The sequence below is a fragment of the Kaistia defluvii genome, from assembly GCF_040548815.1.
Classification (GTDB): domain Bacteria; phylum Pseudomonadota; class Alphaproteobacteria; order Rhizobiales; family Kaistiaceae; genus Kaistia; species Kaistia defluvii_A.
This window is the reverse complement of the sequence record NZ_JBEPSM010000002.1, coordinates 502723-525252: the sequence shown is the minus strand read 5'-3', so window position 1 is coordinate 525252 and position 22530 is coordinate 502723. Positions and strand designations below refer to the sequence as shown.

The window sequence follows — 22530 nt, the reverse complement described above, 5'->3', positions numbered from 1 at the left end:
ATGAAGTTTCTGACCCGCGTCGCGCTCGCCGCGACCCTGGCACTCGGCGTCGCCGGTGTTGCCAAGGCCGATCTTCTGGCCGACATCAAGGCCAAGGGCGAGATCGCGATCGCCATCGACCTCGGTGCGCCGCCATGGGGCATGACCGATGCCAACCTGAAGCCCGCAGGCGCCGACGTCGACGTCGCGAACAAGCTGGCCCAGGATCTCGGCGTGAAGATGCGCCTCGTCGAAGTGACCGGCCCGAACCGCGTGCCGTTCCTGCTCACCGGCAAGACCGACATCGTGATCTCGTCCTTCGCGATCACCCCGGAGCGCGCCAAGGTCGTCGACTTCGTCCCCTACTCGGTCAACCGCCTGATCGTGTTCGGCCCCAAGGGCGTCGAGATCAAGTCGCTCGAGGACCTGTCCGGCAAGCGCGTCGGCGTCGTCCGCGGCAATCTGCAGGACACCGAGCTGACCAAGAAGGCTCCGGCCGATACCAAGCTCGTCCGTTTCGACGATGACGCGACCACGATCACCGCGCTGATGTCCGGCCAGGTCGACGCCATGTGCGCGCCCTACGGCATGTTCCTGACCCTGGCCGAGCGCTACCCGGCCAAGGAACTCGAAATGAAGGCCGAAGTCGTCCAGCAGCCGCTGGGCATCGGCCTGCGCCAGAACGAGCCGGAGCTGAAGGCCTGGCTGCTCGATTGGGTCAAGAAGGGCGCCGACGACGGCTCGCTCTCGACCATCTTCGAGAAGTACATGGGCGCCAAGCTCGACCTGGCTCCGTTCCTGGCGGACGCCAAGTAAGATCTACGCCCCGGCGTGAAAAGAAGGGCTGCCCGCAACCGCGCGGCAGCCCTTTTTTGATTCCAAGACGGCTTTAGAGAGTTCTCAGTGTGGGGCGCCCGTCCGCGCCCGGCGCATGCGCGAAACTCCGTCGCCTCGGCGAAGGCTGGGGCCCATGAACACCGCCCCGGGAGATATGGCGACCCCGACCTTCGTCGGGATGACGGCCGCGGATGGCATGGCCTGCGCGCAGCGAAAGGGCCTGCCGGGATCGCAGGAAGAGGCGAAGAACGCCCCCGCCGTCAGTTCACCAGCCCTGATTGGGCGCCGGCGCAGCGGCAGGTCAGGCGGACGCCGGGGCCCTCGCCCTCGGCAGGGATGAGACGGACGCCGCCATCCTCGAAAGCTCGAATCAGCAGCGCCTCCGTGGCCCGGTGAATCGCATGGCGATTGCACTCGAAGTCCTTGATCGTGCTACGCGACACGCCCGCGAGGCTGGCGAGATGCTCCTGTGTCCAGTTAAGCAGTCCCCGCGCCGCCCGACATTGCTCCGGAAGCAGATTCATCGTTTCAAAGCCTTGCCTAACGTCCCCCAAGTCAACCATAATGGGTGAGATCAGGCAATGGGGCCTGTGTTCGAGCGGGCCACGGCACCAATGACGGACGACGCATCGCTAATTCTGATGGTCGGCCTGCCATTTGCCGGGAGCATTCTCGCTGCGGCGCTCCCCACAAATGCCCGAACCGCCGCCGCGGCCCTTGCCGGCGGCGTGACAACGATCTGTCTCATCATCGCGGTCATGCTCTATTCGCCCGTCGCCTCCTTCGGCGCGGTGCGCAACGAGATCGACTGGATCCCCGCGCTCGGCCTCAATTTCTCGCTGCGGATGGACGGCTTCGCTTGGATGTTCGCGCTGCTGGTCGCCGCGATCGGCCTGCTCGTGGTGCTCTATGCGCGCTATTACATGTCGCGCGAAGACCCGGTTCCGCGCTTCTTCTCGTTCTTCCTCGCCTTCATGGGCTCGATGCTCGGCATCGTGCTGTCGGGCAATCTGATCCTGCTCGTCGTGTTCTGGGAGATGACGAGCATCTTCTCCTTCCTGCTGATCGGCTACTGGCACCACAATGCCAGCGCCCGTGACGGCGCGCGCATGGCGCTGACGATCACCGGCATTGGCGGCCTCGGGCTGCTGACCGGCGTGCTGCTGATCGGCCACATCGTCGGCAGCTACGAACTGGACGTCGTGCTCGCCTCCGGCGACCTGATCCGCGAGCATCCGCTCTATGTGCCGACGCTCTGCTTCATCGCCCTCGGCGCGCTGACCAAAAGTGCCCAGTTCCCGTTCCATTTCTGGCTGCCCAACGCCATGGCAGCCCCCACCCCGGTGTCGGCCTTCCTGCATTCCGCCACCATGGTGAAGGCGGGCGTCTTCCTGCTGGCGCGGTTCTGGCCGGTGCTGGCGGGCACGAATGAATGGTTCTGGATCATCGGCCTGGCCGGCATGATGTCCTTCCTGCTCGGCTCCTATTTCGCCATCTTCCAGCAGGACATCAAAGGCTTGCTCGCCTATTCGACCATCAGCCATCTCGGCCTGATCACCATGCTGCTCAGCCTCGGCAGCCCGCTTGGCGCCGTCGCCGCCATCTTCCACATGATGAACCACGCGACCTTCAAGGCGTCGCTGTTCATGGCGGCCGGCATCATCGATCACGAGACGGGTACGCGCGACATGCGGCGGCTGAGCGGCTTGTTCCGCTTCATGCCGTTCACCGCGACGCTGGCGATGGTGGCCAGCGCCGCCATGGCCGGCGTGCCGCTGCTGAACGGCTTCCTGTCGAAGGAAATGTTCTTCGCAGAGACGATCGAGACGCATGTCAATTCGATCCTCGACACGATCGCGCCCTATGCCGCCTTCCTCGGCAGCGCCTTTGCCGTCGCCTATTCGGTGCGCTTCATCCACTCGACCTTCTTCGGCCCGCCGCCGACCGACCTGCCGAGCGTGCCGCATGAGCCTCCCTTCTGGATGCGCTTCCCGATCCTGCTGCTGGTGCTCACCTGCCTCGTGGTCGGCACGCTGCCCGGCCTGACGATCGGACCGTATCTCCATACCGCCGTCACCTCGGTGCTCGGCGACCGGACGCCGGAATACAGCCTGGCGATCTGGCACGGCTTCAACCTGCCGCTGATGATGAGCCTCGGCGCGCTCGCCGCCGGCCTGATCCTGTTCGCGCTGCTGAAGAACTATCTCGCCACCAGCGAGGAAGGACCGCCCTATTTCCGCCGGCTGAAGGGCCAGCGCATCTTCGAGCGCGCCATGGTCACGATGTCGTGGCGCTGGGCGCGTTTCCTGGAAGCGCGCCTCGGCACCCGCCGGCTGCAGCCGCAGCTTCGGCTGCTGGTGCTGGTCGCCATCGTCGCCGCCGTGTGGCCGCTGACCATCCTCGGCTTCAATCGCGACAAGCTGACGCTCGCCGGCGCCGATCCGGCCTTTGTCGGCCTCTGGGCGATCGCCATCGTCTGCGCCATCGGCGCCGCCTGGCAGGCCAAGTTCCACCGACTCGTCGCGCTGACGCTGATGGGCGGCGCCGGTCTCGTCACCTGCATAACCTTCCTGTGGTTCTCCGCGCCCGATCTCGCCGTCACGCAGTTGCTGGTCGAGGTGGTCACCACGGTGCTGATCCTGCTCGGCCTGCGCTGGCTGCCGAAGCGCTCGCCGGAAATCTCGGCCGGCGACTCCGGCCTCGGCGCCAAGCTGCGCCGCTATCGCGACCTGATCGTCGCCGCGGCCGCCGGCACAGGCATGATGCTGATCTCCTACGCCATCATGACCCGCTCCATGCCGGACACGATTTCCGACTATTTCCTCGAAAAGGCCTATTCGGAAGGCGGCGGACGCAACGTGGTCAACGTCATCCTGGTCGATTTCCGCGGTTTCGACACCATGGGCGAAATGACGGTTCTGGGCGTCGTGGCGCTGACGGTCTATGCGCTGCTGCGCCGCTTCCGCCCGGCGGCCGACAGCGTCGATTCCCCGGAGCAGCAGCGGATCCAGAACGCGGATGACGATGCGCGGCCCGACCGCAAGCTCGGCGACACGGTCAGCGACTATCTGCTCGTGCCGGCCGTGATCATGCAGTGGCTGTTCCCGGTGATCATCGTCTTCGCCGCCTATCTGTTCATGCGCGGGCACGACCTGCCGGGCGGCGGCTTTGCGGCCGGCATCGCGCTCGCGGCCGCCTTCATCCTGCAATACATGGCTGCCGGCACGGTTTGGGTGGAAGACAAGCTCCGCGTCCTTCCGGTGCGCTGGATCGGCATCGGACTGCTGCTGGCGGTGGCCGTCGGATCCGGCTCGTGGCTGCTCGGCTATCCGTTCCTCACCACGCATTCGCAATATATCGAGCTGCCCTGGATCGGCGCCGTTCCGGCGGCAACCGCGCTGCTGTTCGATTTCGGCGTCTTCTCGCTGGTTCTCGGCGCCACCACGCTGATGCTGATCGCGCTCGCCCACCAGTCGATCCGGCGCCTGCGCGCGCCCCGGGCGGCGGCCGGCCCCAGCGAGGAGGCTCCCTGATGGAACTCATCCTCTCCATCGGCATCGGCGTCCTGATCGGGTCCGGCGTCTTCCTGCTGTTCCGGCCGCGCACCTACCAGCTCATCATCGGGCTGTCGCTGATCGCCTATGGCGTCAATCTCTTCATCTTCTCGATGGGCCGGCTGAAAGTCGCGGCCCCACCCGTGCTGGCCTCGGGAGGGCCCGTGAATCCCGCCGATTACGCAGACCCCATCCCCCAGGCCCTCGTCCTGACCGCCATCGTCATCGGCTTCGCCACCGCCGCGCTGTTCCTCGTCGTACTGCTCGTTTCGCGCGGGTTGACGGGTAGCGATCACGTCGATGGCCGGGAGCCCAACTGATGGGTTGGCTGGATCATCTCGTGATCGTCCCGGTGCTGCTGCCGCTGCTCACCGGCGCGCTGCTGCTGATGTTCGACGAGCGCCGGCACCGGCTGAAGGCCACGATCAACGTGGTCTCGACGATCCTGCTGGCTTTGGTCGCCGTGTCCCTGCTCGACATCGCCGATACGCCGACGGCCGCGAACAAGGCGGCCGCCCTCGTCTACTTGCTCGGCAATTGGCCGGCGCCGTTCGGCATCGTGCTGGTGCTCGACCGGCTTTCGGCGATGATGCTGGTGCTGACCGCGATGCTGGCGCTGCCGGCGCTGATCTATTCGCTGGCGCGCTGGCACAAGAGCGGCCCGCATTTCCACACTCTGTTCCAGCTGCTGCTGATGGGACTGAACGGCGCCTTCCTGACGGGCGACCTGTTCAACCTGTTCGTCTTCTTCGAGGTGCTGCTCGCCTCGTCCTACGGCCTGATGCTGCATGGCTCCGGCCCGCTGCGCGTCAAGGCGGGCCTGCATTATATCGTCATCAACCTGGCCGCCTCGTCGCTGTTCCTGATCGGCGTCGCCATGATCTATGGCGTCACCGGCACGCTGAACATGGCCGACCTCGCCGTGCGCATCGCGCTGGTGCCGGCTTCCGACCGCATGCTGCTCGATGCCGGCGCCGGCATTCTCGGCATCGCCTTCCTGGTCAAGGCGGGCATGTGGCCGCTCGGCTTCTGGCTCCCCACCGCCTATAACGCCGCCGCCGCGCCCGTCGCCGCGATCTTTGCGATCCTCTCCAAGGTGGGCGTCTATGCGCTGATGCGGCTTTCGCCCCTGCTGTTCGGCGCCGGAGCGGGCGATTCGACCGGCTTCGGCGACAACTGGCTTCTGGTCGGAGGGATGGCGACCATGGCCTTCGGCATCGTCGGCGTGCTGGCCTCGCAAGCGAAGGGCCGGCTCGCAGGCTTCTACATCCTGGTTTCGTCCGGCACGCTGCTGGCCGCGACCGGCATGGCCAACGCACCGACAACCGCCGGCGCGCTCTACTACCTGGTTTCCTCGACCCTGGCGGTCAGCGCCTTCTTCCTGCTGAACGAGCTGATCGACCGCGTGCAGGACCCCGCCGCCAACGTGCTGGCCGTGACCATGGACGCCTATGGCGACGACATGGAGGAGGAAGAGGCGGAAGAGGAAGTCGGCGTCGCCATTCCCGCGACCCTCGTCATCCTCGGCATCTGCTTTGCGAGCTGCGGCCTGCTGCTGGCAGGCCTGCCGCCGCTCTCGGGCTTCGTCGGCAAGTTCGCCATCCTGACGGCGGTGTTCAATCCGAACGGCCTGACCCAGGGCAGCACGCTGTCGCTCTCGGCCTGGACCTTCATCGGCCTGCTGGTGCTTTCCGGCCTGGCCGCGATGATCGCCATCACCCGTTCGGGCATCCAGACCTTCTGGGCGCCGATCGAGGGCCGCGTGCCGCGGGTGCTGCTGATGGAAATCGCGCCGGTCGCCTTCCTGCTGACGCTCTGCGTCGGGCTGACGGTCTTCGGCGGACCGGCGATGCGCTACATGGAACAGACGGCACAGGCGCTGCATTCGCCCGCGACCTATATCGAGGGCGTGATGCACGCGCCGCGCGTGCCGTCGCCCGCCAAGGAGGCCGCGCCATGAGACGGGTGCTGCCCTATCCGCTGCTGACCGCATCGCTGATCCTGATGTGGCTGCTGCTCAACAGCTTCTCGCTCGGCCACCTGATCCTGGGCACGATCTTCGCCTATGGCGCGTCCTGGGCCATGGCGGCGCTGCAGCCTTCCAAGCCGCGCATCCGGCACTGGGACGTGATCCCGCGCCTGTTCTTCGTCGTGCTGGGCGACGTCTTCCGCTCCAACGTCGCGGTCGCAGGAATCATCCTGCTGGGCAAGCGGCGGGAGCGCACTTCCGGCTTCGTCATCATCCCGCTCGAACTGCGCGACCGCACCGGCCTGGCGGTTCTCGCCTGCATCCTGACCGCGACGCCCGGCACCGCCTGGGTCGAATATCATGCCGATAATGGCCGGCTGCTGATCCATGTGCTCGATCTCGTCGACGAGAACGCCTGGATCGAGCTGATCCGCAACCGCTATGCGCGCATGCTGTCGGAGATTTTCGAATGAGCGCGACGATCCTCTTCTGGTCCGTCACCCTGTCGCAATGGATGCTGGTCGCGGCCATGGGCTGCGCCGCCTTCCGCGTCATCGCCGGCCCGCGCGCGCAGGACCGGGTGCTCGGCCTCGACGCGCTTTATGTCGCCGCCATGCTGCTGATCCTCACCTTCGGCATCCGCACTGGCAGCACGATCTATTTCGAGGCCGCGCTGGTCATCGCGCTGCTCGCCTTCGTCTCGACGGCGGCGCTCGCCAAGTTCCTGATGCGCGGCGAGGTGATCGAATGACCGGCCTCGACGATTTCCCGCTCTGGGCGGCGATCCTCGTTTCGCTGCTGCTGCTGGTCGGCGCGGCGCTGACCCTGCTCGGCACCATCGGCCTGGTGCGGTTCAGCAGCTTCTACGAGCGCGTCCACGCCCCCACGCTCGGCACCACCTGCGGCGCCGGCGGCATCCTGCTCGGCTCGATCCTGTTCTTCTCGGTGCTGCAATCGCGCCTCGCCTTGCACGAACTGCTGATCACCGTGTTCGTCACCGTGACGACGCCGGTGACGCTGATGCTGCTCGCCCGCGCCGCGATCTATCGCGACCGCACCGAGGCCAAGGCCAACATGCCGGAATCCCAGGCCGACGTTCCCCCGTCCTCGGCGATGTCCTCCGAGAGCCTTCCCGACACCAAGGCCTGACGCAACCCTGCCGGGTATCTCGATCAATTTTACGTTACCTTGACGTGTATCAATTCGGCTGTCTTACGGCTCGGCTATCCTTCGCGCTCCATTAGGGTGCAGGAGGTCCAGATGCCACGCATGAAAGCCGCCATCTTCGTCGAGCCGGGTCGTATCGTTCTCGACGAAAAGCCAATTCCCGATGTCGGACCCCGCGATGCCCTGATGCGCATCACGACGACGACGATCTGCGGCACCGACATCCACATCCTCAAGGGCGAGTACCCGGTCGCCAAGGGCCTGACCATCGGCCATGAGCCGGTCGGCGTGATCGAGAAGCTCGGCTCCGCCGTCGAGGGCTATCAAGAGGGCCAGCGCGTCATTGCCGGCGCGATCACCCCCAGCGGCCACAGCTATGCCTGCCTCTGCGGTTGCGGCTCGCAGGATGGTCCCGGCACCAAGCATGGCTTCAAGGCGATGGGCGGCTGGAAATTCGGCAATACCATCGACGGCTGCCAGGCCGAATACGTCCTGATCCCCGACGCCGCGGCCAATCTGAGCCCGGTCGCCGAGGGCCTTTCGGACGAAGAGATCCTGATGTGCCCCGACATCATGTCGACGGGCTTTGCCGGCGCCGAGAGCGGCGGCGTCCGGATCGGCGACACGGTCGTGGTCTTCGCGCTCGGCCCGATCGGCCTTTGCGCCGTCGCCGGCGCCAAGCTGATGGGCGCCACCACCATCATCGGCGTCGATACGGTTCCCGAGCGGCTGGCTGTCGCCAAGAAGCTCGGCGCCGATATCGTCGTCGACTTCAAGAAGGGCGACCCGGTCGAGCAGATCATGAAGCTCACCGACGGTCGCGGCGTCGACGTCGCGATCGAGGCGCTCGGCACCCAGGGCACGTTCGAATCGGCACTGCGCGTGCTGCGTCCGGGCGGCACGCTTTCCAGCCTCGGCGTCTATTCGAACGATCTCAAGATCCCGCTCAGCGCCTTCTCGGCCGGGCTTGGCGACAACAAGATCATCACCTCGCTCTGCCCGGGCGGCAAGGAGCGCATGCGTCGCCTGATGAACGTGGTCGCTTCCGGCCGCGTCGACCTGAAAGCGCTGGTCACCCACCGCTTCAAGCTCGACGACATCGAGGCGGCCTACGACCTGTTCGGCCACCAGCGCGACGGCGTGCTGAAGGTCGCGATCACTCCCTGAGATCTTGCGTCGGGCGTCCCGGACTCCGCATCGGGACGCCCGCTTTTTTCAGCAGACCTTTACCGTCGGGATGCCGAGCAGCAGGCCGAGCTTCTCGATTTTGTCGGCGATATGGCCGATGCCGATCGCGCAGTGATGCGCCGGGCATTGGGCGTTCCATTGCTCGACAAAATTCCGCGCGCCTATGGGGAAGCGGTAGCGGCTGTTGGTGTTGCCGATCTCGAGGATCGGACCCGGCACCGATTCCGCTTCCGCCACCACCAGCTTCAGCTTGCCGGCGCCATCCTCGGCGACCGAGAGCAGCGTCACTGGGCCGTGCTTCACCGACATCTCGACGCTGACGCCCGAGCCGACCTTGCCGTGATAGACTTTGAGCGGCCGGACCTTGGTCTTGCCCTCGGCAATTTTCGTGTGGCCGGGGCCGTCATGGCCCATCAGCACGATGTCGTCGTTGAAATCGATGCCGTAATACTCGGTGAAGGAGCCGCCGACCCCGAACGTGTCGAGGATCTTCATCGCCTGGGCGTTCTTCACCTCATATTCGCCCGCCACCGGCACGCCGCGCGCCGTCAGGTAGGAGCATCCGAGGATCACCGAGGAAATCACGTCCTCATGGTCATGGCCGGGCGTCGATTCGTAGTAATAGGCCAGCGAACCGAGCTTGTGCTTCGCGACCAGCCGGTCGAGCGCCACCGACGTCCGCGCCGCACGCAGCAGTTCGGCCGGGTCGCAATCGGGCTGGATCTCGAACTCATCGCGAAAGGCGTCGACACGGGCCGTTGCCTCGATCTCGGTGACCTGTTTGCGCAGTGCCGCCAGTTCGTCGATCTCGACGATTTCCAAGTGCCCGCCAAAGGTCGCGACCTGCGCCGTCGTGTCGGAATAGATGTCGAGCATGCCATTATAGTAGCGGCCCATCAGGCCAAGGCGGTTGTGCGACATGACATAGGCGACGCGCGCCGCCTCGATCCAGGCCTCGATCTCGCGGTCGACATGCGCGTCGCCATCGAGCACGCCGGTCACCTGATGGAAATCGATGCCCGAGCGGCGGAAGACATTGGCGATCTCCGGCACCGGACAGGCGGCGCAAAAGGCGAGCCATTCGCCGGTCATCTGGGTTCGATCCTCGAGCGCGTTAAAGCTGGCGTAATCGATCGCCGCTTCAGGCTGCAGGTTGAGGATCACGACCGGCACCTTGGCGCGCTGCACCACCGGCAGCACGGTCGAGGACACCGCATAGGTCGTCACATGCAGGAAGATCAGATCGACATCGGCGGCGCGGAGCTGGTGGCCGGCGTCCATCGCCTTTTCCGGGTCGTCGATCAGCCCGAGATTGACGATCTCGACGCCGGGTCGCGCCAGCTTTTCGGCCACCCGCTCGATATAGCCGCGCAGGCGCGGTTCGAGACCGGCGAATTGCGGCCAGTAGGCGTTGAGACCGATGCCGAACAGACCGACTTTGAGCGTGTCATGCGCCATTTTTTTCCCCCTCAATCCGCCAGGATTTTTCCGACACGCGCGCCAAGCGCCTCGCCCAGGATGCGATGCGCGTCAGCGTCCAGATGGATGCCGTCGACCTCGCTGGAGGCGATCACCGAGCCGGCATCGAACATCTCGATATTTCGCCCCTTGGTCGCGCGGGCAAATTCGGCGGCGAGTTTTCGCGATTTCTCCGTGCCGCCTTCGAACATTTCGGTCAGCCAGCCGAGTTTCGACAACGTCGCCGGGACGACGAGCAGCACCTTGGGCGCCCTACCCTGCGGCCCGGTCGCGGAGCCGAGCACGATGTCGGCAAGGCGAACCGCGCCATCGGCGATGTCGCCTGCCTGCATCGAAAGCCGCGCCTTCAGATCATTGGTGCCGAGCTTGATGATGACGAGGTCGAGCGGCATATGCGTCTCGATCGCCACCTGCAAAAACCGCGCGCCATTCTTGTGATGGCCCTCGACGGGATCATCGACGCAGGTGGTGCGGCCGTTCAGCCCCTCGGCGATCACCTGCACGCTGTTGCCGAGAATTTTCTGCATGACGCCCGGCCAGCGCACATCCGGCGCGAACCGCCCCCCGACGCCGCGCTGTGGCTGCGGTTCCGCGCCCCAGCTGTTGGAATCGCCATAGACCATCACGGTTTTCATCGGGCTTTCCTCGGCACGAGCCATTTCCATTCTCCCCTCACTTCTGGCCGCAGCTACTCCGCGCCGTTGCGAATGGCGGCCCCGCGACAACCCAAATCATCCCACCGAGAAGCCGGACCGGGTTTGAGGCCGGGCTTGGGTCGATGCCTCAGCCCTGGCTCCGCCGTATCCCCACCCTCGCCGTCATCCCTGCGCAAGCAGGGATCCATACGGCCGCGGCATCGGGACGGATCGCGGCGAGGCTTCTGCTGAATGGATCCCTGCTTTCGCAGGGATGACGGAGTTCTGCCGACCCCGTCTCCGTCCTTCCCGTGGCAGGGGAAGCCCAAGCAAGCCCCTCACCCCACCCTCTCCCGCAAGCGGGCGAGGGCTTTCTTGGCCGGCGGGGCGGAGGCGTCGAGACCGGGCTCCAACCGCCCCCTCGCCCGCTTGCGGAAGAGGGTTGGGGTGAGGGTCCGTCCGCCATCCCCGCCCCTAGTTCACCCGATACCGGGCCAGCACGTCCGCGCGCGGTTCCGCGCCGTGGCCGGGGCGGCTTGGCGCCGAGATCAGCCCGTTTTCGTGCCAGAACGGCTTTTCGATGAGATCGAACTGCATCGGCCCGACCAGCGGCTTCAGTTCGAAAAGCTCGGCCGCCTTCGAGGCCAGCGACAGATGAAGGCTTGCGCCGGTCAGCACCGCCGTGCTCCAGGCATGCGCGTTGACCATCCTGCCCGCCGCCTCGATCACCGCAGCTACCTTGCGGAAGCCGGTGACGCCTTCGATGCGAGCGGGATCAAGACCGAGCACGTCGGCGGCGCCCGTATCGAGCCAGCGCTGATAGCCGGCGACGGTGAATTCCCGTTCGCCGACCGCGACGGGCGTAGAAATGGCTGCCTTCAGCGCGATGTGATCGGCGACCCGGCTCGGCGGGAAGGGCTCCTCGATCCAGGCAATATCAGACTCTTCCATCCGCTTGACCGTGCGGATCGCGGTATCCAGATCCCATTTCGTGCCATTGCCTGCGTCGACCATGATGCCGGCTTCCAGCCCGATCGCTTCGCGGAGCGCCGCCACCAGCGCCACGTCGTAATCGGGATCGCGGCCGGCCTTCGAAAGCCCGCGTTTTCCAAGCCCCAACTTGGTCGAGCGGAAGCCGGCGGCGATATGGCCTGCGATCTCGCGGACACTCGCCTCGATCGTCGCCTGGTTCACATGCAGGCTGGCGCAGACCGGCAGGGAGTTGTGATGCGCGCCAAACAGCTCGACCAGCGGCTTGCCGGCGTCCTTGGCCTTGATGTCCCACAGCGCCATGTCGAGCGCCGAGATCGCCATCGAGGCGATGCCGCCCTCGCCGTACCACCAGCAGTGATTTTTCATTGCCTGCCAGCAGGCTTCGACATCGCCAAGATCGCGCTCGGCCAGCACGGGAAGCAGGCCGTCGCGGATGATGGTTTCCGTGGCGCGGAGCGCCTCCGGCCACATCGCGATCGCCTCGCCCCAGCCGGAAATGCCCTCGGCCGTGTCGACCCGGACCAGGAGCGTCATCCGCTCGTGGTTGAAATCATTCGGCTCCGGCCAACGCAGCACAAAGCACTCAGCTCCGCCGAGACGCATGCAGTTTCCTCCCCAAACCTGCGCTTGCCGCGCGGTCGTTTGCAGCAAGGCTAGATTCAAAACCCGGAGGTCGTCAATCGAATTGGTCAGGCCAATTATTGCAACGTGACCCTTGCGTCATCCGAAATGTCGTGCCAGTTTTGCCGCCAAGAAATTGGCCTTACCAATTCAAAATGCTCTTTGAGGGAGGAGACTTTTCCATGCACGCTCGGATTCCGTTCCACGCCATGCGCCGCGTCGCCAGCGCCGCGGTCCTATCGCTTCTGCTCGGCAGCGCCGCCTATGCCGAGGATTTCCACGGCTTCGATCCGGCCAAGTTCGACGGCGCCATGCTCAGCGCCGACCAGCTCAAGGCGATGGTCGCCGACGCCACGGCCGCCCATAAGCCCAACAACGGCAAGAACCTCGTTCTCGGCTTCGCCAACCTGCAGCGCGACGTCTCGTTCTGCCTGAAGGTCGAAAACGGCATGGTCGAAAACGCCAAGGCCGCCGGCGTCGACCTGCAGATCACCGACAACCGCCTGGACGGCGCAACTGCGCTCGCCAATGCGCAGAGCTTCCTGCAGCGCCAGGTCGATCACGTCACCGAATTCCAGACCGACGCCAATTTCGGCGCCACCATTATGCAGCAGATGAACGACGCCAACACCAAGGTGGTGGCAATCGACATCCCCATGCCGGGCGCGACCTTCTTCGGCGCCAACAACCCCCGCTCCGGCTTCATGGGCGGCGCCTATCTCGGCCAGGCGGCGATCGCCAAGTTCGGCGCCGACAAGGTCAAGGAAGGCTTCTTCGTCGTCGGCGAACTGCCGCAGTCGGGCGCGATCCCGGCCATGCGCACCGGCGGCCAGGTCGCCGGCTTCAAGGCCGCCGTCGAGGGCTTCTCGGACGATCACATCATCAAGATCGACACCAAGAACACGCTCGAAGAGAGCTTCACCCAGATGAACAACGTCATCGGGCGCATCCCCGAAGGCGCGCCGATCATGGTGACGGCGATCAACGACCAGGCGGCGACCGGCATGCTCCGTGCCGTCAAGCAGGCCGGCCGCGAGGCGGACCTGATCGTCGTCGGCATGGGCGCCGACGAGATTCAGACCATGATCGACGAGGCCGCCTTCGTGTCATCGGTCGGCTACTTCCCCGAGCGCTACGGCAACTACCTGATCCCGCTGGCGCTAATGCAGCTGGCCGGCAAGGACGTGCCGGACACGGTCCTGGTCAACCATGTCATGGTGACCAAGGACAATGTCTGCACCTATTACGACAAGTTCGCCTGCGCCAAGGGCAAGGACCCGATCCAGTTCACCTTCCCGCAGGCCGCTTTCGAGAAGCACCTGGCCGAGATCCGCACTCTGCCGGACCTCGCCGACTACCAGAACCTGATCCCGACCAACTGATCGGATCCTTCGGCGGACGCTCCGGCGTCCGCCGATGTCTCAACATTCCAGGAAGGGCCGCATGGCGTCCACCGCTCCCCGCCTCGGCATGCATGGCATCGGCAAGTCCTTCGGACGCGTGCCCGTGCTTTCGGATGTCGACCTGACCGTCGACCCCGGCGAAGTCGTCGCCCTGCTCGGCTCCAATGGCGCCGGCAAGTCGACGCTGATGAAGATCCTGACCGGCCTCTACAATCGCGACGGCGGCACGATCCAGGTCGATGGCGAAACCGTCGATTTCAAGGATCCGGCGGCGGCCGTCGCCTCCGGCGTCAAGCTGCTGCCGCAGGAAATCTCGGTCATGCCGGACATGACGGTGGCGGAGAACATCTTCCTGGGCGACATGCCGCTGAAGCGAAAGTTCGGCGTGATGCAGGTCGACAAGGACGCGATGCGCATCCGGTCGCGCGAGCTGCTCGACCAGTTGGGCTTCGCCAACATCCTGCCCGACATGCTGGTGAAGCGCCTCTCCGTCGCCGAGCAGCGCATCGTCGAGATCGCGCGGGCCCTGGCCGGCAAGGCGCGCATCCTCGTCATGGACGAGCCGACGGCCGCACTCACCGAGCAGGAAGCGAAGATGATCTTCAGGATCATCCGCCGCCTGAAGGAGAACAAGGTTTCCGTCATCTACATCTCGCACTATCTTTCCGAGGTGTTCGAGATTTCCGACCGCATCGTGGTGCTGCGCGACGGCCGAAACGCCGGCACCTTCATCACCGCCGAGACCAAGCGCGCCGAAGTGCTGGCCGCCATGCTCGGCAATACGGTCGATGATCTCTACGACGTCGGCACGCCCGGTATTGCCGGCGCCGAGACCCTGAACGTCGAGAAGCTGACCATCCCGCGCAAGCTCGAAGACGTCGCCTTCAGCCTGCACCAGAACGAGATCCTCGGCATCTTTGGCCTGGTCGGTTCCGGCGTCGAGGTGCTCGGCCGCGCGCTCTATGGCGCGCTGGGCCCGCTGAAGACCGCCGACGTCCGCCTCGGCGGGCAGAGCTATCGGCCGATGAGCGCCCGCGACGGCAAGCTCGCCGGCATCGGCTTCGTCGCCGCCGAGCGCAAGAAGGAAGGCATCATCGCCGACCTGACCGTGCGCGAGAACATCGCCCTCCCCTTCGAGGAACGCTTCGAGCGCGGCCTGTTCATGTCGCAGGCGGAAGAGTCCCAGCACGCCATCCGCTGGATCGGCGAACTCGGCATCCGCACGCGCGGTCCCGAACAGAAGATCCGCACCCTTTCCGGCGGCAACCAGCAGAAGGTCTGCATCGCCCGCTGGCTGGTCGAGGGCGTCAAGCTCTTGATCCTCGAGGAGCCGACGCGCGGCGTCGATGTCGGCGCCCGGCGGGAGATCTACGGCAAGCTGCGCGAGCTCGCGAACCGCGGCTATGCCGTGCTGATCCTCTCTTCCGATGTCGAGGAAGTCGCCGGCATCAGCGACCGCTCGCTGGTGCTCGATCGCGGCCGCATCGTCGGACACTTCGAACGCGGCGCCAAGCCCGCCGAACTCATGGCCGCCACCGGCAACGATCCTGCCTTCCAGGCCCCGTAAGGACCCATCCCATGGCCCAATCCATCGAAACCCACTCCACCGGCGGCGCCAGGGAACAGATGCTCCAGCTGTTCGGCAAGCCCTGGTCGGGCGTTGCCATGCTCGGGATCTTCTACCTGATCCTGATCGCGGTCTTCTCCGTCCTGTCGCCCTATTTCCTGACGCTCCGGAACATGCTGCAGATCGGCGGCAACGTCGCCTATATCGGGCTAATGGCCGCCGCCGGTACGCCGCTGATCATCGCCGGCGGGCTCGACCTTTCGGTCGCCGCGATCGCCGGCCTGACCGGCGTCGTCATCTCGATGCTGCACGGCATGGGCTTCCCGATCTGGATCGGTGTGCTGCTGGCCATCGTGGTCGCCGCCGCCATCGGCGTGGTTAACGGATTGTTTACAACGCGCTTACGGCTGAACCCGCTGATCGTGACGCTCGGGATGATGAGCATCATCTCCGGCATCGCCCTGGTACTCACCGGCGGCCTCACCCGGCCGCTGATGGTTCCGGGCTTCAACTGGGTCGGCTCGGGCCGCGTCATCGGCATCCCGATCCCGTTCATCATCATGATGGTGACCTTCGTCGGGCTCTGGATCGTCATGACGAAGATGCGCTTCGGCCGCTACATCTACGCCGCCGGCGGCAATGCCGAGGCGTCGCGCCTGATCGGCATCCCGCTCGAGAAGACCGTCATCACCCTCTATGTGATCTCGGCCATTTCCGGCGCCGTCGCCGGCACCATCCTCGGCGCCATGCTGGGCGCCGCCGGCCCGACCGCCGCCGGTTCGCAGCTCCTCACCGTCATCGCCGCGATCATCCTCGGCGGCACCAGCCTGAACGGCGGGCGCGGCAGCGTATGGGGCACCCTGCTGGCGGTTCTGATCCTGGGCACGCTCAATAACGGCCTGACTTTGCTCAATGTTTCCAGCTTCTGGCAGGATGTCACGCGGGGCGTCGTCCTGATGTTGGCCGTCAGCCTCGACCAGATCCGAACCCGCGCACTGGGCGAATAAGATGGCGGAGATGGGCGCAGGCGACTTCGAACCGATCGAGCGCAGCTCGGTGGCCGAGCAGGTCGCCAAGAAGCTTCTCGACCTGGTGCGGACGAAAAACCTCCGGCCGGGCGACCAGCTTCCGCCCGAACGCGAGCTGGCGGCTGCCATGCAGGTCAGCCGGCCCAGCGTCCGCGAGGCCCTGCGCGGCCTGCAGATCCTCGGCGTGCTCAAGGTCCGGCAGGGCGGCGGCATCTATGTGTCGTCGCTCGAAGCCTCCGACCTGCTCGGGCCGCTGCAGCTGCTGATCACGCTGAACGAGCACAACGTCAACGCGCTCTACGAGTCGCGAAAGCTGATCGACGGCGGCATCGGGCGGATGGCGGCCGAGCGGATCACGCCGGAAGATTTGACGCGGATGAAGAACATGCTTCTCGTCCAGCGCGGATTGATCAACGATCCCATAGGCTTCCGTGTCTCCGACGTCGAGTTCCACCGCGTGCTGTCCGACGCGACGGGCAACCCGTTCCTCGTGCGCGTCTCGACCTCGCTCTACATCCTCGGTATGGAATACCGACGTATCGCCGCCGAAAACCCCGGCGTTCTCGGCCAGTCCTTCAAGGATCACGAATTGATCGTCGCCGCCCTCGAAGCGCGCGACCCGGACGCTGCGGAAGCCGCGATGGTGCAGCACATGACCAACGTGCACCTCTCGACGGTCAACGCCATGGATATCACTCCCTAATGGAACGAAACTCATGAAGCGCGCCAGGATAGGCATCATCGGGGCTGGCTGGTGGGCGGTCGAGAACCACATCCCGATCCTGAAGGCGAACCCGGATTGCGAGCTCGTCGCGGTCAACCGGCTCGGCCAGGCCGAACTGGCGCAGATCCAGGCAAAATTCGATATTCCGCACGGGTTCGAGGACTATCGCGACATGCTGCGCGAGGTCGAGCTCGACGGCGTCATCGTCGCCTCGCCGCATGTGCTGCACCATGAGCACGCGATCGCCGCGATCCGCGCCGGCTGCCATGTGCTGGTCGAGAAGCCGCTGGCTACCAACGCCGCGGACGCGCGCGACATCGTGACGGAAGCCGCAGCCTTCGGCCGCGAAGTCGTCGTGCCCTATGGCTGGAACTTCAAGCCGTTCAGTGAGCGCGCCGCCGAACTGGTCGCGTCGGGTACGATCGGCAAGGTCGAGCATGTCGTGCTGCAGATGGCCTCGGCGCTCGGCGATCTGATGGCCGGACAGCCGATGAAGGAAACCGAAGGCGCGATGTTTCGCCCGCCGGCCTCGACCTGGGCCGATCCGCAGCGCGCCGGCGGTTATGGCTGGGGCCAGCTGGTCCATGCGCTGGGCCTGCTGTTCAAGATCGCCGACATCGCGCCCGAAGAGGTCTTTGCCATGGTCGGCCGCTCGCCGGCCGGGGTCGATTATTACGACGCCGCCGTCGTCCGCTTCGCCAATGGCGCGACCGCCTCGCTTTCCGGCGCCTCGACGGTTCCAAAACATCGCGGCTTCCAGATCGACCTGCGCATCTTCGGGTCGGAAGGCATGCTGCTGCTCGATATCGAGCGCGAACGGCTGGAAGTGAGCCGCCGCGACGGCACCGACGAATTCGTTGAGATCGAGCCGGGCGCCGGCGCCTATAGCTGCGTCGAGCCGGTCAATCTGCTGGTCGATATCTGCCGCGGTCTCAATCCGCCCAATGCCTCGCCCGGCACGGTCGGCATGCGCGCCGTCGAAGTGCTCGACGCGCTCTACCGCTCGGCCGAAAGCGGCCGGATGGAAAAGGTCTGAGCGCCATGAAGCTGTCGCTCACCACCTGGTCCCTGCGCAGCCTGACGCTGGACGAAGCGGCCGGACTCTCCAATCTGCTCGGGATCGGCGCGCTCGACCTTGGCTATTTCTACCGGCCCGGCCTCGACCGCGAAGCGCTGATCGCCGACCCGGACGGCACGGCCGACCGGGTGCTCCAGCTCGGCGTCGCCCTGCCCAATCTCTACCACCTGTTCGGCGGTTCACTGTCGGACCGGAACCTCGCCGACCCCGGACATCGCGAGCGCAACGAGGCGGATTTCCGGGCGGTGGTGCGCTTCGCCAAGCGCGCTGGCCTCGAAACCGTCTTCGTGCTGCCGGGCGTCGTCAATGCCGGCCAGGACCGCGCTTCGGCGCTGGCGGAATCGGCGGAGAGCCTGCGCCGGCTGGTGGCGATCGCGGCCCCGGCAGGCATCCAGCTCACCGTCGAGCCGCACGTCCATTCCTATCTCGAAAGCCCGACCCTGGTGCTCGACCTCCTCGATCGCGTGCCCGGGCTGAAGCTGACGCTCGACTACGCGCATTTTGCCTGCCTCGGCTATCGGCAGGAAGAGATCGATGGGCTCGCGCCGCATGCAGCCCATGTGCATCTGCGCCAGGCGCGCGCCGGCGTGCTGCAATGCAAGCTGTCGCTCGGCACGCTCAATTTCGGCGCCATGCTCGGGACGCTGAAGGCGGCCGGCTATGACGGCTATCTCTCCATCGAATATGTGCATCAGGACTACATGGACGGCCAGCATGACGACGTGCTGACCGAAACCGTCGACATGCGGGATTGCGTAAGGGAGTGGCTGGCGTGACGGCAAAAGGCATTGCGCTCGTGACCGGCGGCGCCGGCGGTATTGGCGCGGAGATCGTGCGACGGCTGGCGAGCAACGGCTATCACGTGGTCGCCGCCGACCACAACGAGGCGCTCGCAGCCGAGGTCGCCAACAGCGTCGGTGGCGGCGCGGTCGGCATCGACATCACGGACGCGAATTCCGTCGACCAGGCCTTCGAGACGGTTCTGGAACAGCATGGCCGCCTCGATGTGCTGGTCAACGCCGCCGGCATCCATCTGCAGAAGCTGGTGGTCGATACTACGCCGGAGGAATGGGACCGGATCCAGTCCGTCAATACGCGCGGGCCGTTCCTGACCTGCCGCGCGGCGGCGCGGGCCATGATGCGCGCCGAGAGCGGCCGGATCATCAACATCATCACCCGGCTCAATTTCGGCAACCCCTACTCCAGCGCCTATGTCGCGTCGAAGAATGCGCTCTGGGGCCTGACCCAGTGCCTCGCCGTCGAGCTGGCCTCCTACGGCATCACGGTGAACGGCGTCGCGCCCGGCCATGTCGGTCCCGGCACCGGCATGGAAAAGCAGTTTCGTGAAAAGGCGGAAAAGCTTGGCCTCTCCTGGGAAGCATTCGAGGCGCAGGTGCTGAAAACGATCCCCGTCGGCCGCTGGTGTCGCCCCGCCGACGTCGCCGCCGCCGTTTCCTATGTCGCCTCCCCGGAAGCTTCCTTCGTCACCGGCGAACTGATCAACGTGACGGGCGGCTTCGTCGGCTATGGCATCGCGCCGCCGAAGGAAGCACGCTTCGCGAGGGATGCCGACTGATGAGCAAGGATCTGCGCAATGGCGGGCTCGACCGACTGACGGTCGAGGACATCCTGAAACCCGGCTTCTCGACGCCCTGGGACGCGCCGATGGTGCCGCCCTACCCGTTCGCCTTCCGCAATGTCGACGTGCTGACGCTGGTCTGGCGCTCCACGGAGGCAGCGGTCGCGCGGCTGCTGCCGCCACCGCTGGAACCGACCAGCGACATCGTCATGGCGCATGTCTACCGCATGAACGATACGGAATGGCTTGGACCCTATGGCGAGAGCAATGTTTCGCTCGGCTGCCGGCTGCCCGGCGTCGCGGAAGGGTCCTATTCGCCCTACCTGTTTCTGTCCTCGGATGCCGGCGTCGCGCACGGCCGTGAACTGCACGGCCAGCCGAAGAAGCTGGGCGAACCGAAGCTGGAACTGCGCGGCGATCTCGTCGTCGGCACGGTGGCTCGCAACGGCATTGACGTGCTGACGGGCACGCTGCCCTACAAGCAGCGCACCGACACGCTCGCCAGTCTCAACAAGCATTTCGACTTCGCCGAGAACATCAATTTGAAGGTCATCGACCACATCGACCAGCGCCCGGCGATCCGCCAGTTGACCGCGCGGCGGCTCGCCAATGTCGTCGTGCATGAATGCTGGGGCGGGCCCTGCACGGTCGAGCTTCGACCGAATGCGCAGGCGCCTATTCACCGTCTGCCCGTCGTCGACATGCTGGACGGCCTGCACTGGAAGGCGGATTTCACGCTCGTGCCGGGGCGCATCGTTCACGACTATCTCGCCTGAAAGGGGAAATCATGGGTCACTACGCCTGGGTTCTGGAAGTCCGTCCGGGATGCGAAGAAGAATACAAGAAGGCGCATGACGAGATCTGGCCGGAAATGCTGGATACGCTCAAGGCGGCCGGCATCCGCAACTATTCGATCTTCCGGCTCGGCCTGAAGCTGATCGGCTATTTCGAGACCGACGATCTTCAGAAGACCATCGCCTATCTGAAGGACGATCCCGTCAACAAGCGTTGGGGCGAGGCGATGGCCCCGATCATGAAGCTCGAAGGCGATCCGCGCACCGGCTTTGCCTATATGCTTCCCCTGCAATGGCACATGGATTGATGAGCATGCTCGACGGAGAAATCGCCCTTGTCACGGGCGCCAAGGGCGGCATTGGCGCGGCGACTGCCAAGGCGCTTGCCGAGGCCGGCGCTCGAGTCATCGTGACGGCCCGTCGTATCGATGACGCAGAGGCGATCGCACGCCAATGCGCCGAAGGTCGCGCCATCGGGCTTGCCTGCGACGTGGCGGATCCGGATTCCGTCCGTGCGGCGGTGCGCGAGGCGACCGCGATGGTCGGCGCGCCGACGATTCTCGTCAACAATGCCGGCACGGTGCAGCCGATCGGGCTGCTGCACGAGACGGACGCCGACGCCTGGGCCGCCAACATCAACGCGACGCTGATCGGCGCGGCGGCGATGGCGCGGGCCGTGCTGCCAGCCATGCTCGACCAGGGTCGCGGCACCATCGTCAACCTGTCGTCCGGCGCGGCGCATCACGCCATGGAAGGCTGGAGCGCCTATTGCGCCGCCAAGGCAGGGCTCGCCATGGTGACGAAATCGCTGGCGCTCGAATATGGCGCGCGCGGCATCCGCGCATTCGGCTTTGCGCCTGGAATTGTCGATACCGACATGCAGGTCGAAATCCGCGCCTCGGGCATCAACCCGGTCAGCCAGTTGCCGCGCGAGAAACTCGCGGGTGTCGGCGAACCGGCGCGGGCGATCGTCTATCTCTGCACGACCGCCGCCGACGATCTCGCCGGCCGTGAGCTCGACATCCGCAATGCGGAATTCCGGGAGCGGGCCGGCCTGCCGGCGTTGCCCCCTGCCTGATCCCGGCACGAGCCCGTCCCATTCAACATCTTGCTATCGACGCACGTAAGTCTGGAACAGTTTCGGTTTTCGTGCGTTTCTTTCCAAGGCGGCAGGGGTGTGCCGCTATTTGGGAGGGAAAGATGGAGCTTCGTCATTTCCGCCAGCAGCCCAATATGGGACCGCGCGACACCGCGGGGCTGCCGGACCATGTACTGGAAAAAATCGCTGCCGGCGAACAGCCGCTGAAAGCCATTCGTGAGTGGCGCTGCATCAGCCAGACCGACCTCGCGGATCGCACTGGCGTCGCCGTGACGCAAATCATGCGCTGCGAGACGGGTTGGTTGATCTCGAAGGAAGCCCTGCGGCTTCTTGCACGCGGCCTTCGGGTGCGCGACGACCTGCTGACCGACTAGCAGAGCTCTTTAATCGATAGATCTGTGGCAGCGACGGTTCCCGGCGCTGAACTGTTGATGCTGTCCGAAAATCCAGTCCTCGATCAAGGAGACCGATATGGATCCGAAGAAGCCTTTCCCCGATCCGCTGAGGCCCGGCCGCGGCGAGCATGCTGTCCCTGAGATCGATGATCGAGCCAACCAGGCCTTTCTCGACGCGCTAATCGACACCGACGGTCGGCCTATGCGCGATGCCGTCGACATGCCTGAGGAGAAAATCGACGAGGACGCTCTCGAAGACGAGGACGAGATCGAGCCCTGAAATAGGCCAGCTGGCGTTGGCAAGACCACGACAATCCTTTCCCGGCGAAATTCAAAAGACGTGGTTCGGTATTCCGGACCGCGTCTTTGCTTTTTTGATATACTCCATAGCTTCCGCAACCGCGGACTTGAGATGAGCGGCTAAGAAAGCGGCTGCATGGT

General features: G+C 65.4%; 24 protein-coding genes. 20 read left to right on the top strand and 4 right to left on the bottom strand.

Going from position 1 to position 22530, the window contains the following annotated elements:
- Positions 1–795, top strand: coding sequence for a transporter substrate-binding domain-containing protein (locus ABIE08_RS15480; RefSeq protein ID WP_354552399.1), 795 nt, complete (start codon positions 1–3; stop codon positions 793–795).
- A gap of 281 nt (positions 796–1076) precedes the next feature.
- On the opposite strand, the gene ABIE08_RS15475 is transcribed toward ABIE08_RS15480, so the two are convergent.
- Positions 1077–1340, bottom strand: a complete 264-nt coding sequence (locus tag ABIE08_RS15475; protein WP_354552397.1) for a helix-turn-helix transcriptional regulator — start codon at positions 1338–1340, stop codon at positions 1077–1079.
- A gap of 90 nt (positions 1341–1430) precedes the next feature.
- Between ABIE08_RS15475 and ABIE08_RS15470 the strand changes: the two genes are divergently transcribed.
- The 7 genes from ABIE08_RS15470 (at position 1431) to ABIE08_RS15440 (ending at position 8673) form a co-directional block, all read left to right on the top strand.
- Positions 1431–4349, top strand: a complete 2919-nt coding sequence (locus tag ABIE08_RS15470) for a monovalent cation/H+ antiporter subunit A (RefSeq protein ID WP_354552395.1) — start codon at positions 1431–1433, stop codon at positions 4347–4349.
- Positions 4349–4690: a Na+/H+ antiporter subunit C gene (locus tag ABIE08_RS15465; protein ID WP_354552393.1), complete on the top strand. Its 342-nt coding sequence runs from the start codon at positions 4349–4351 to the stop codon at positions 4688–4690. Before ABIE08_RS15470 ends, ABIE08_RS15465 begins: the two co-directional genes overlap by 1 nt.
- The gene (locus ABIE08_RS15460) at positions 4690–6330 is read left to right on the top strand and encodes a monovalent cation/H+ antiporter subunit D (RefSeq protein WP_354552391.1); all 1641 of its coding nucleotides are present in this window, start codon (positions 4690–4692) and stop codon (positions 6328–6330) included. Before ABIE08_RS15465 ends, ABIE08_RS15460 begins: the two co-directional genes overlap by 1 nt.
- Positions 6327–6812, top strand: a complete 486-nt coding sequence (locus tag ABIE08_RS15455; protein WP_354552389.1) for a Na+/H+ antiporter subunit E — start codon at positions 6327–6329, stop codon at positions 6810–6812. Before ABIE08_RS15460 ends, ABIE08_RS15455 begins: the two co-directional genes overlap by 4 nt.
- A complete protein-coding gene (locus ABIE08_RS15450) occupies positions 6809–7090 on the top strand; it encodes a K+/H+ antiporter subunit F (RefSeq protein WP_354552387.1) in 282 nt (93 codons plus the stop codon). Before ABIE08_RS15455 ends, ABIE08_RS15450 begins: the two co-directional genes overlap by 4 nt.
- Complete coding sequence (gene mnhG, locus ABIE08_RS15445) at positions 7087–7488, top strand: monovalent cation/H(+) antiporter subunit G (RefSeq protein WP_354552385.1); 402 nt, start codon at positions 7087–7089, stop codon at positions 7486–7488. Before ABIE08_RS15450 ends, mnhG begins: the two co-directional genes overlap by 4 nt.
- 111 nt (positions 7489–7599) lie before the next feature.
- Positions 7600–8673 (top strand): NAD(P)-dependent alcohol dehydrogenase, encoded by a 1074-nt coding sequence (locus tag ABIE08_RS15440; protein ID WP_354552383.1) that lies wholly within the window; start codon positions 7600–7602, stop codon positions 8671–8673.
- A gap of 48 nt (positions 8674–8721) precedes the next feature.
- Here the strand turns inward: ABIE08_RS15440 and ABIE08_RS15435 are convergent, their stop codons facing one another.
- From ABIE08_RS15435 to ABIE08_RS15425, 3 genes are all read right to left on the bottom strand, one after another.
- Positions 8722–10152, bottom strand: a complete 1431-nt coding sequence (locus tag ABIE08_RS15435) for an arabinose isomerase (RefSeq protein ID WP_354552382.1) — start codon at positions 10150–10152, stop codon at positions 8722–8724.
- 11 nt (positions 10153–10163) lie between these two features.
- A complete protein-coding gene (locus tag ABIE08_RS15430; RefSeq protein ID WP_354552380.1) occupies positions 10164–10808 on the bottom strand; it encodes an SGNH/GDSL hydrolase family protein in 645 nt (214 codons plus the stop codon).
- A 474-nt stretch (positions 10809–11282) separates the two neighbouring features.
- A complete protein-coding gene (locus ABIE08_RS15425; protein WP_354552379.1) occupies positions 11283–12404 on the bottom strand; it encodes a mandelate racemase/muconate lactonizing enzyme family protein in 1122 nt (373 codons plus the stop codon).
- Positions 12405–12604: 200 nt separating this feature from the next.
- Here ABIE08_RS15425 and ABIE08_RS15420 point away from each other — a divergent pair, with 200 nt between their 5' ends.
- The 12 genes from ABIE08_RS15420 to ABIE08_RS15365 all read left to right on the top strand — a co-directional run bounded on the left by ABIE08_RS15420 (position 12605) and on the right by ABIE08_RS15365 (position 22369).
- The gene (locus ABIE08_RS15420) at positions 12605–13804 is read left to right on the top strand and encodes a sugar ABC transporter substrate-binding protein (RefSeq protein WP_354552377.1); all 1200 of its coding nucleotides are present in this window, start codon (positions 12605–12607) and stop codon (positions 13802–13804) included.
- A 61-nt stretch (positions 13805–13865) separates the two neighbouring features.
- Complete coding sequence (locus tag ABIE08_RS15415) at positions 13866–15392, top strand: sugar ABC transporter ATP-binding protein (protein ID WP_354552375.1); 1527 nt, start codon at positions 13866–13868, stop codon at positions 15390–15392.
- 11 nt (positions 15393–15403) lie between these two features.
- Positions 15404–16399: an ABC transporter permease gene (locus ABIE08_RS15410; protein WP_354552373.1), complete on the top strand. Its 996-nt coding sequence runs from the start codon at positions 15404–15406 to the stop codon at positions 16397–16399.
- 10 nt (positions 16400–16409) lie between these two features.
- The gene (locus ABIE08_RS15405) at positions 16410–17123 is read left to right on the top strand and encodes a FadR/GntR family transcriptional regulator (protein WP_354552371.1); all 714 of its coding nucleotides are present in this window, start codon (positions 16410–16412) and stop codon (positions 17121–17123) included.
- A 13-nt stretch (positions 17124–17136) separates the two neighbouring features.
- A complete protein-coding gene (locus ABIE08_RS15400) occupies positions 17137–18180 on the top strand; it encodes a Gfo/Idh/MocA family protein (protein WP_354552369.1) in 1044 nt (347 codons plus the stop codon).
- Positions 18181–18185: 5 nt separating this feature from the next.
- Positions 18186–18998: a sugar phosphate isomerase/epimerase family protein gene (locus tag ABIE08_RS15395; RefSeq protein WP_354552368.1), complete on the top strand. Its 813-nt coding sequence runs from the start codon at positions 18186–18188 to the stop codon at positions 18996–18998.
- Positions 18995–19798, top strand: coding sequence for an SDR family NAD(P)-dependent oxidoreductase (locus tag ABIE08_RS15390; protein ID WP_354552366.1), 804 nt, complete (start codon positions 18995–18997; stop codon positions 19796–19798). The genes ABIE08_RS15395 and ABIE08_RS15390 overlap by 4 nt, the downstream gene beginning before the upstream one ends.
- Positions 19798–20577, top strand: coding sequence for an acetoacetate decarboxylase (locus ABIE08_RS15385; protein WP_354552364.1), 780 nt, complete (start codon positions 19798–19800; stop codon positions 20575–20577). Before ABIE08_RS15390 ends, ABIE08_RS15385 begins: the two co-directional genes overlap by 1 nt.
- Positions 20578–20588: 11 nt before the next feature.
- Positions 20589–20903, top strand: coding sequence for an L-rhamnose mutarotase (locus tag ABIE08_RS15380; RefSeq protein ID WP_354552362.1), 315 nt, complete (start codon positions 20589–20591; stop codon positions 20901–20903).
- A gap of 5 nt (positions 20904–20908) precedes the next feature.
- Entirely contained in the window at positions 20909–21673 is a 765-nt protein-coding gene (locus ABIE08_RS15375; RefSeq protein ID WP_354552361.1) for an SDR family NAD(P)-dependent oxidoreductase, read from the top strand.
- A 122-nt stretch (positions 21674–21795) separates the two neighbouring features.
- Entirely contained in the window at positions 21796–22068 is a 273-nt protein-coding gene (locus tag ABIE08_RS15370; protein WP_354552359.1) for a helix-turn-helix domain-containing protein, read from the top strand.
- 97 nt (positions 22069–22165) lie between these two features.
- Positions 22166–22369 (top strand): hypothetical protein, encoded by a 204-nt coding sequence (locus ABIE08_RS15365; protein WP_354552357.1) that lies wholly within the window; start codon positions 22166–22168, stop codon positions 22367–22369.
- The last annotated feature ends 161 nt before the right edge of the window (positions 22370–22530 follow it).

What these genes read in the sequence shown, in the direction of transcription:
- ABIE08_RS15415 (WP_354552375.1), top strand. Translation starts at nt 13,866, where the DNA reads ATGGCGTCCACCGCTCCCCGCCTCGGCATGCATGGCATCGGCAAGTCC.
- ABIE08_RS15450 (WP_354552387.1), top strand. Translation starts at nt 6,809, where the DNA reads ATGAGCGCGACGATCCTCTTCTGGTCCGTCACCCTGTCGCAATGGATG.
- ABIE08_RS15475 (WP_354552397.1), bottom strand. Translation starts at nt 1,340, where the DNA reads ATGAATCTGCTTCCGGAGCAATGTCGGGCGGCGCGGGGACTGCTTAAC.
- ABIE08_RS15400 (WP_354552369.1), top strand. Translation starts at nt 17,137, where the DNA reads ATGAAGCGCGCCAGGATAGGCATCATCGGGGCTGGCTGGTGGGCGGTC.
- ABIE08_RS15465 (WP_354552393.1), top strand. Translation starts at nt 4,349, where the DNA reads ATGGAACTCATCCTCTCCATCGGCATCGGCGTCCTGATCGGGTCCGGC.
- mnhG (WP_354552385.1), top strand. Translation starts at nt 7,087, where the DNA reads ATGACCGGCCTCGACGATTTCCCGCTCTGGGCGGCGATCCTCGTTTCG.
- ABIE08_RS15440 (WP_354552383.1), top strand. Translation starts at nt 7,600, where the DNA reads ATGCCACGCATGAAAGCCGCCATCTTCGTCGAGCCGGGTCGTATCGTT.
- ABIE08_RS15455 (WP_354552389.1), top strand. Translation starts at nt 6,327, where the DNA reads ATGAGACGGGTGCTGCCCTATCCGCTGCTGACCGCATCGCTGATCCTG.
- ABIE08_RS15395 (WP_354552368.1), top strand. Translation starts at nt 18,186, where the DNA reads ATGAAGCTGTCGCTCACCACCTGGTCCCTGCGCAGCCTGACGCTGGAC.
- ABIE08_RS15380 (WP_354552362.1), top strand. Translation starts at nt 20,589, where the DNA reads ATGGGTCACTACGCCTGGGTTCTGGAAGTCCGTCCGGGATGCGAAGAA.
- ABIE08_RS15365 (WP_354552357.1), top strand. Translation starts at nt 22,166, where the DNA reads ATGGATCCGAAGAAGCCTTTCCCCGATCCGCTGAGGCCCGGCCGCGGC.
- ABIE08_RS15425 (WP_354552379.1), bottom strand. Translation starts at nt 12,404, where the DNA reads ATGCGTCTCGGCGGAGCTGAGTGCTTTGTGCTGCGTTGGCCGGAGCCG.
- ABIE08_RS15385 (WP_354552364.1), top strand. Translation starts at nt 19,798, where the DNA reads ATGAGCAAGGATCTGCGCAATGGCGGGCTCGACCGACTGACGGTCGAG.
- ABIE08_RS15480 (WP_354552399.1), top strand. Translation starts at nt 1, where the DNA reads ATGAAGTTTCTGACCCGCGTCGCGCTCGCCGCGACCCTGGCACTCGGC.
- ABIE08_RS15375 (WP_354552361.1), top strand. Translation starts at nt 20,909, where the DNA reads ATGCTCGACGGAGAAATCGCCCTTGTCACGGGCGCCAAGGGCGGCATT.
- ABIE08_RS15410 (WP_354552373.1), top strand. Translation starts at nt 15,404, where the DNA reads ATGGCCCAATCCATCGAAACCCACTCCACCGGCGGCGCCAGGGAACAG.
- ABIE08_RS15435 (WP_354552382.1), bottom strand. Translation starts at nt 10,152, where the DNA reads ATGGCGCATGACACGCTCAAAGTCGGTCTGTTCGGCATCGGTCTCAAC.
- ABIE08_RS15470 (WP_354552395.1), top strand. Translation starts at nt 1,431, where the DNA reads ATGACGGACGACGCATCGCTAATTCTGATGGTCGGCCTGCCATTTGCC.
- ABIE08_RS15430 (WP_354552380.1), bottom strand. Translation starts at nt 10,808, where the DNA reads ATGAAAACCGTGATGGTCTATGGCGATTCCAACAGCTGGGGCGCGGAA.
- ABIE08_RS15420 (WP_354552377.1), top strand. Translation starts at nt 12,605, where the DNA reads ATGCACGCTCGGATTCCGTTCCACGCCATGCGCCGCGTCGCCAGCGCC.
- ABIE08_RS15370 (WP_354552359.1), top strand. Translation starts at nt 21,796, where the DNA reads ATGGAGCTTCGTCATTTCCGCCAGCAGCCCAATATGGGACCGCGCGAC.
- ABIE08_RS15460 (WP_354552391.1), top strand. Translation starts at nt 4,690, where the DNA reads ATGGGTTGGCTGGATCATCTCGTGATCGTCCCGGTGCTGCTGCCGCTG.
- ABIE08_RS15405 (WP_354552371.1), top strand. Translation starts at nt 16,410, where the DNA reads ATGGGCGCAGGCGACTTCGAACCGATCGAGCGCAGCTCGGTGGCCGAG.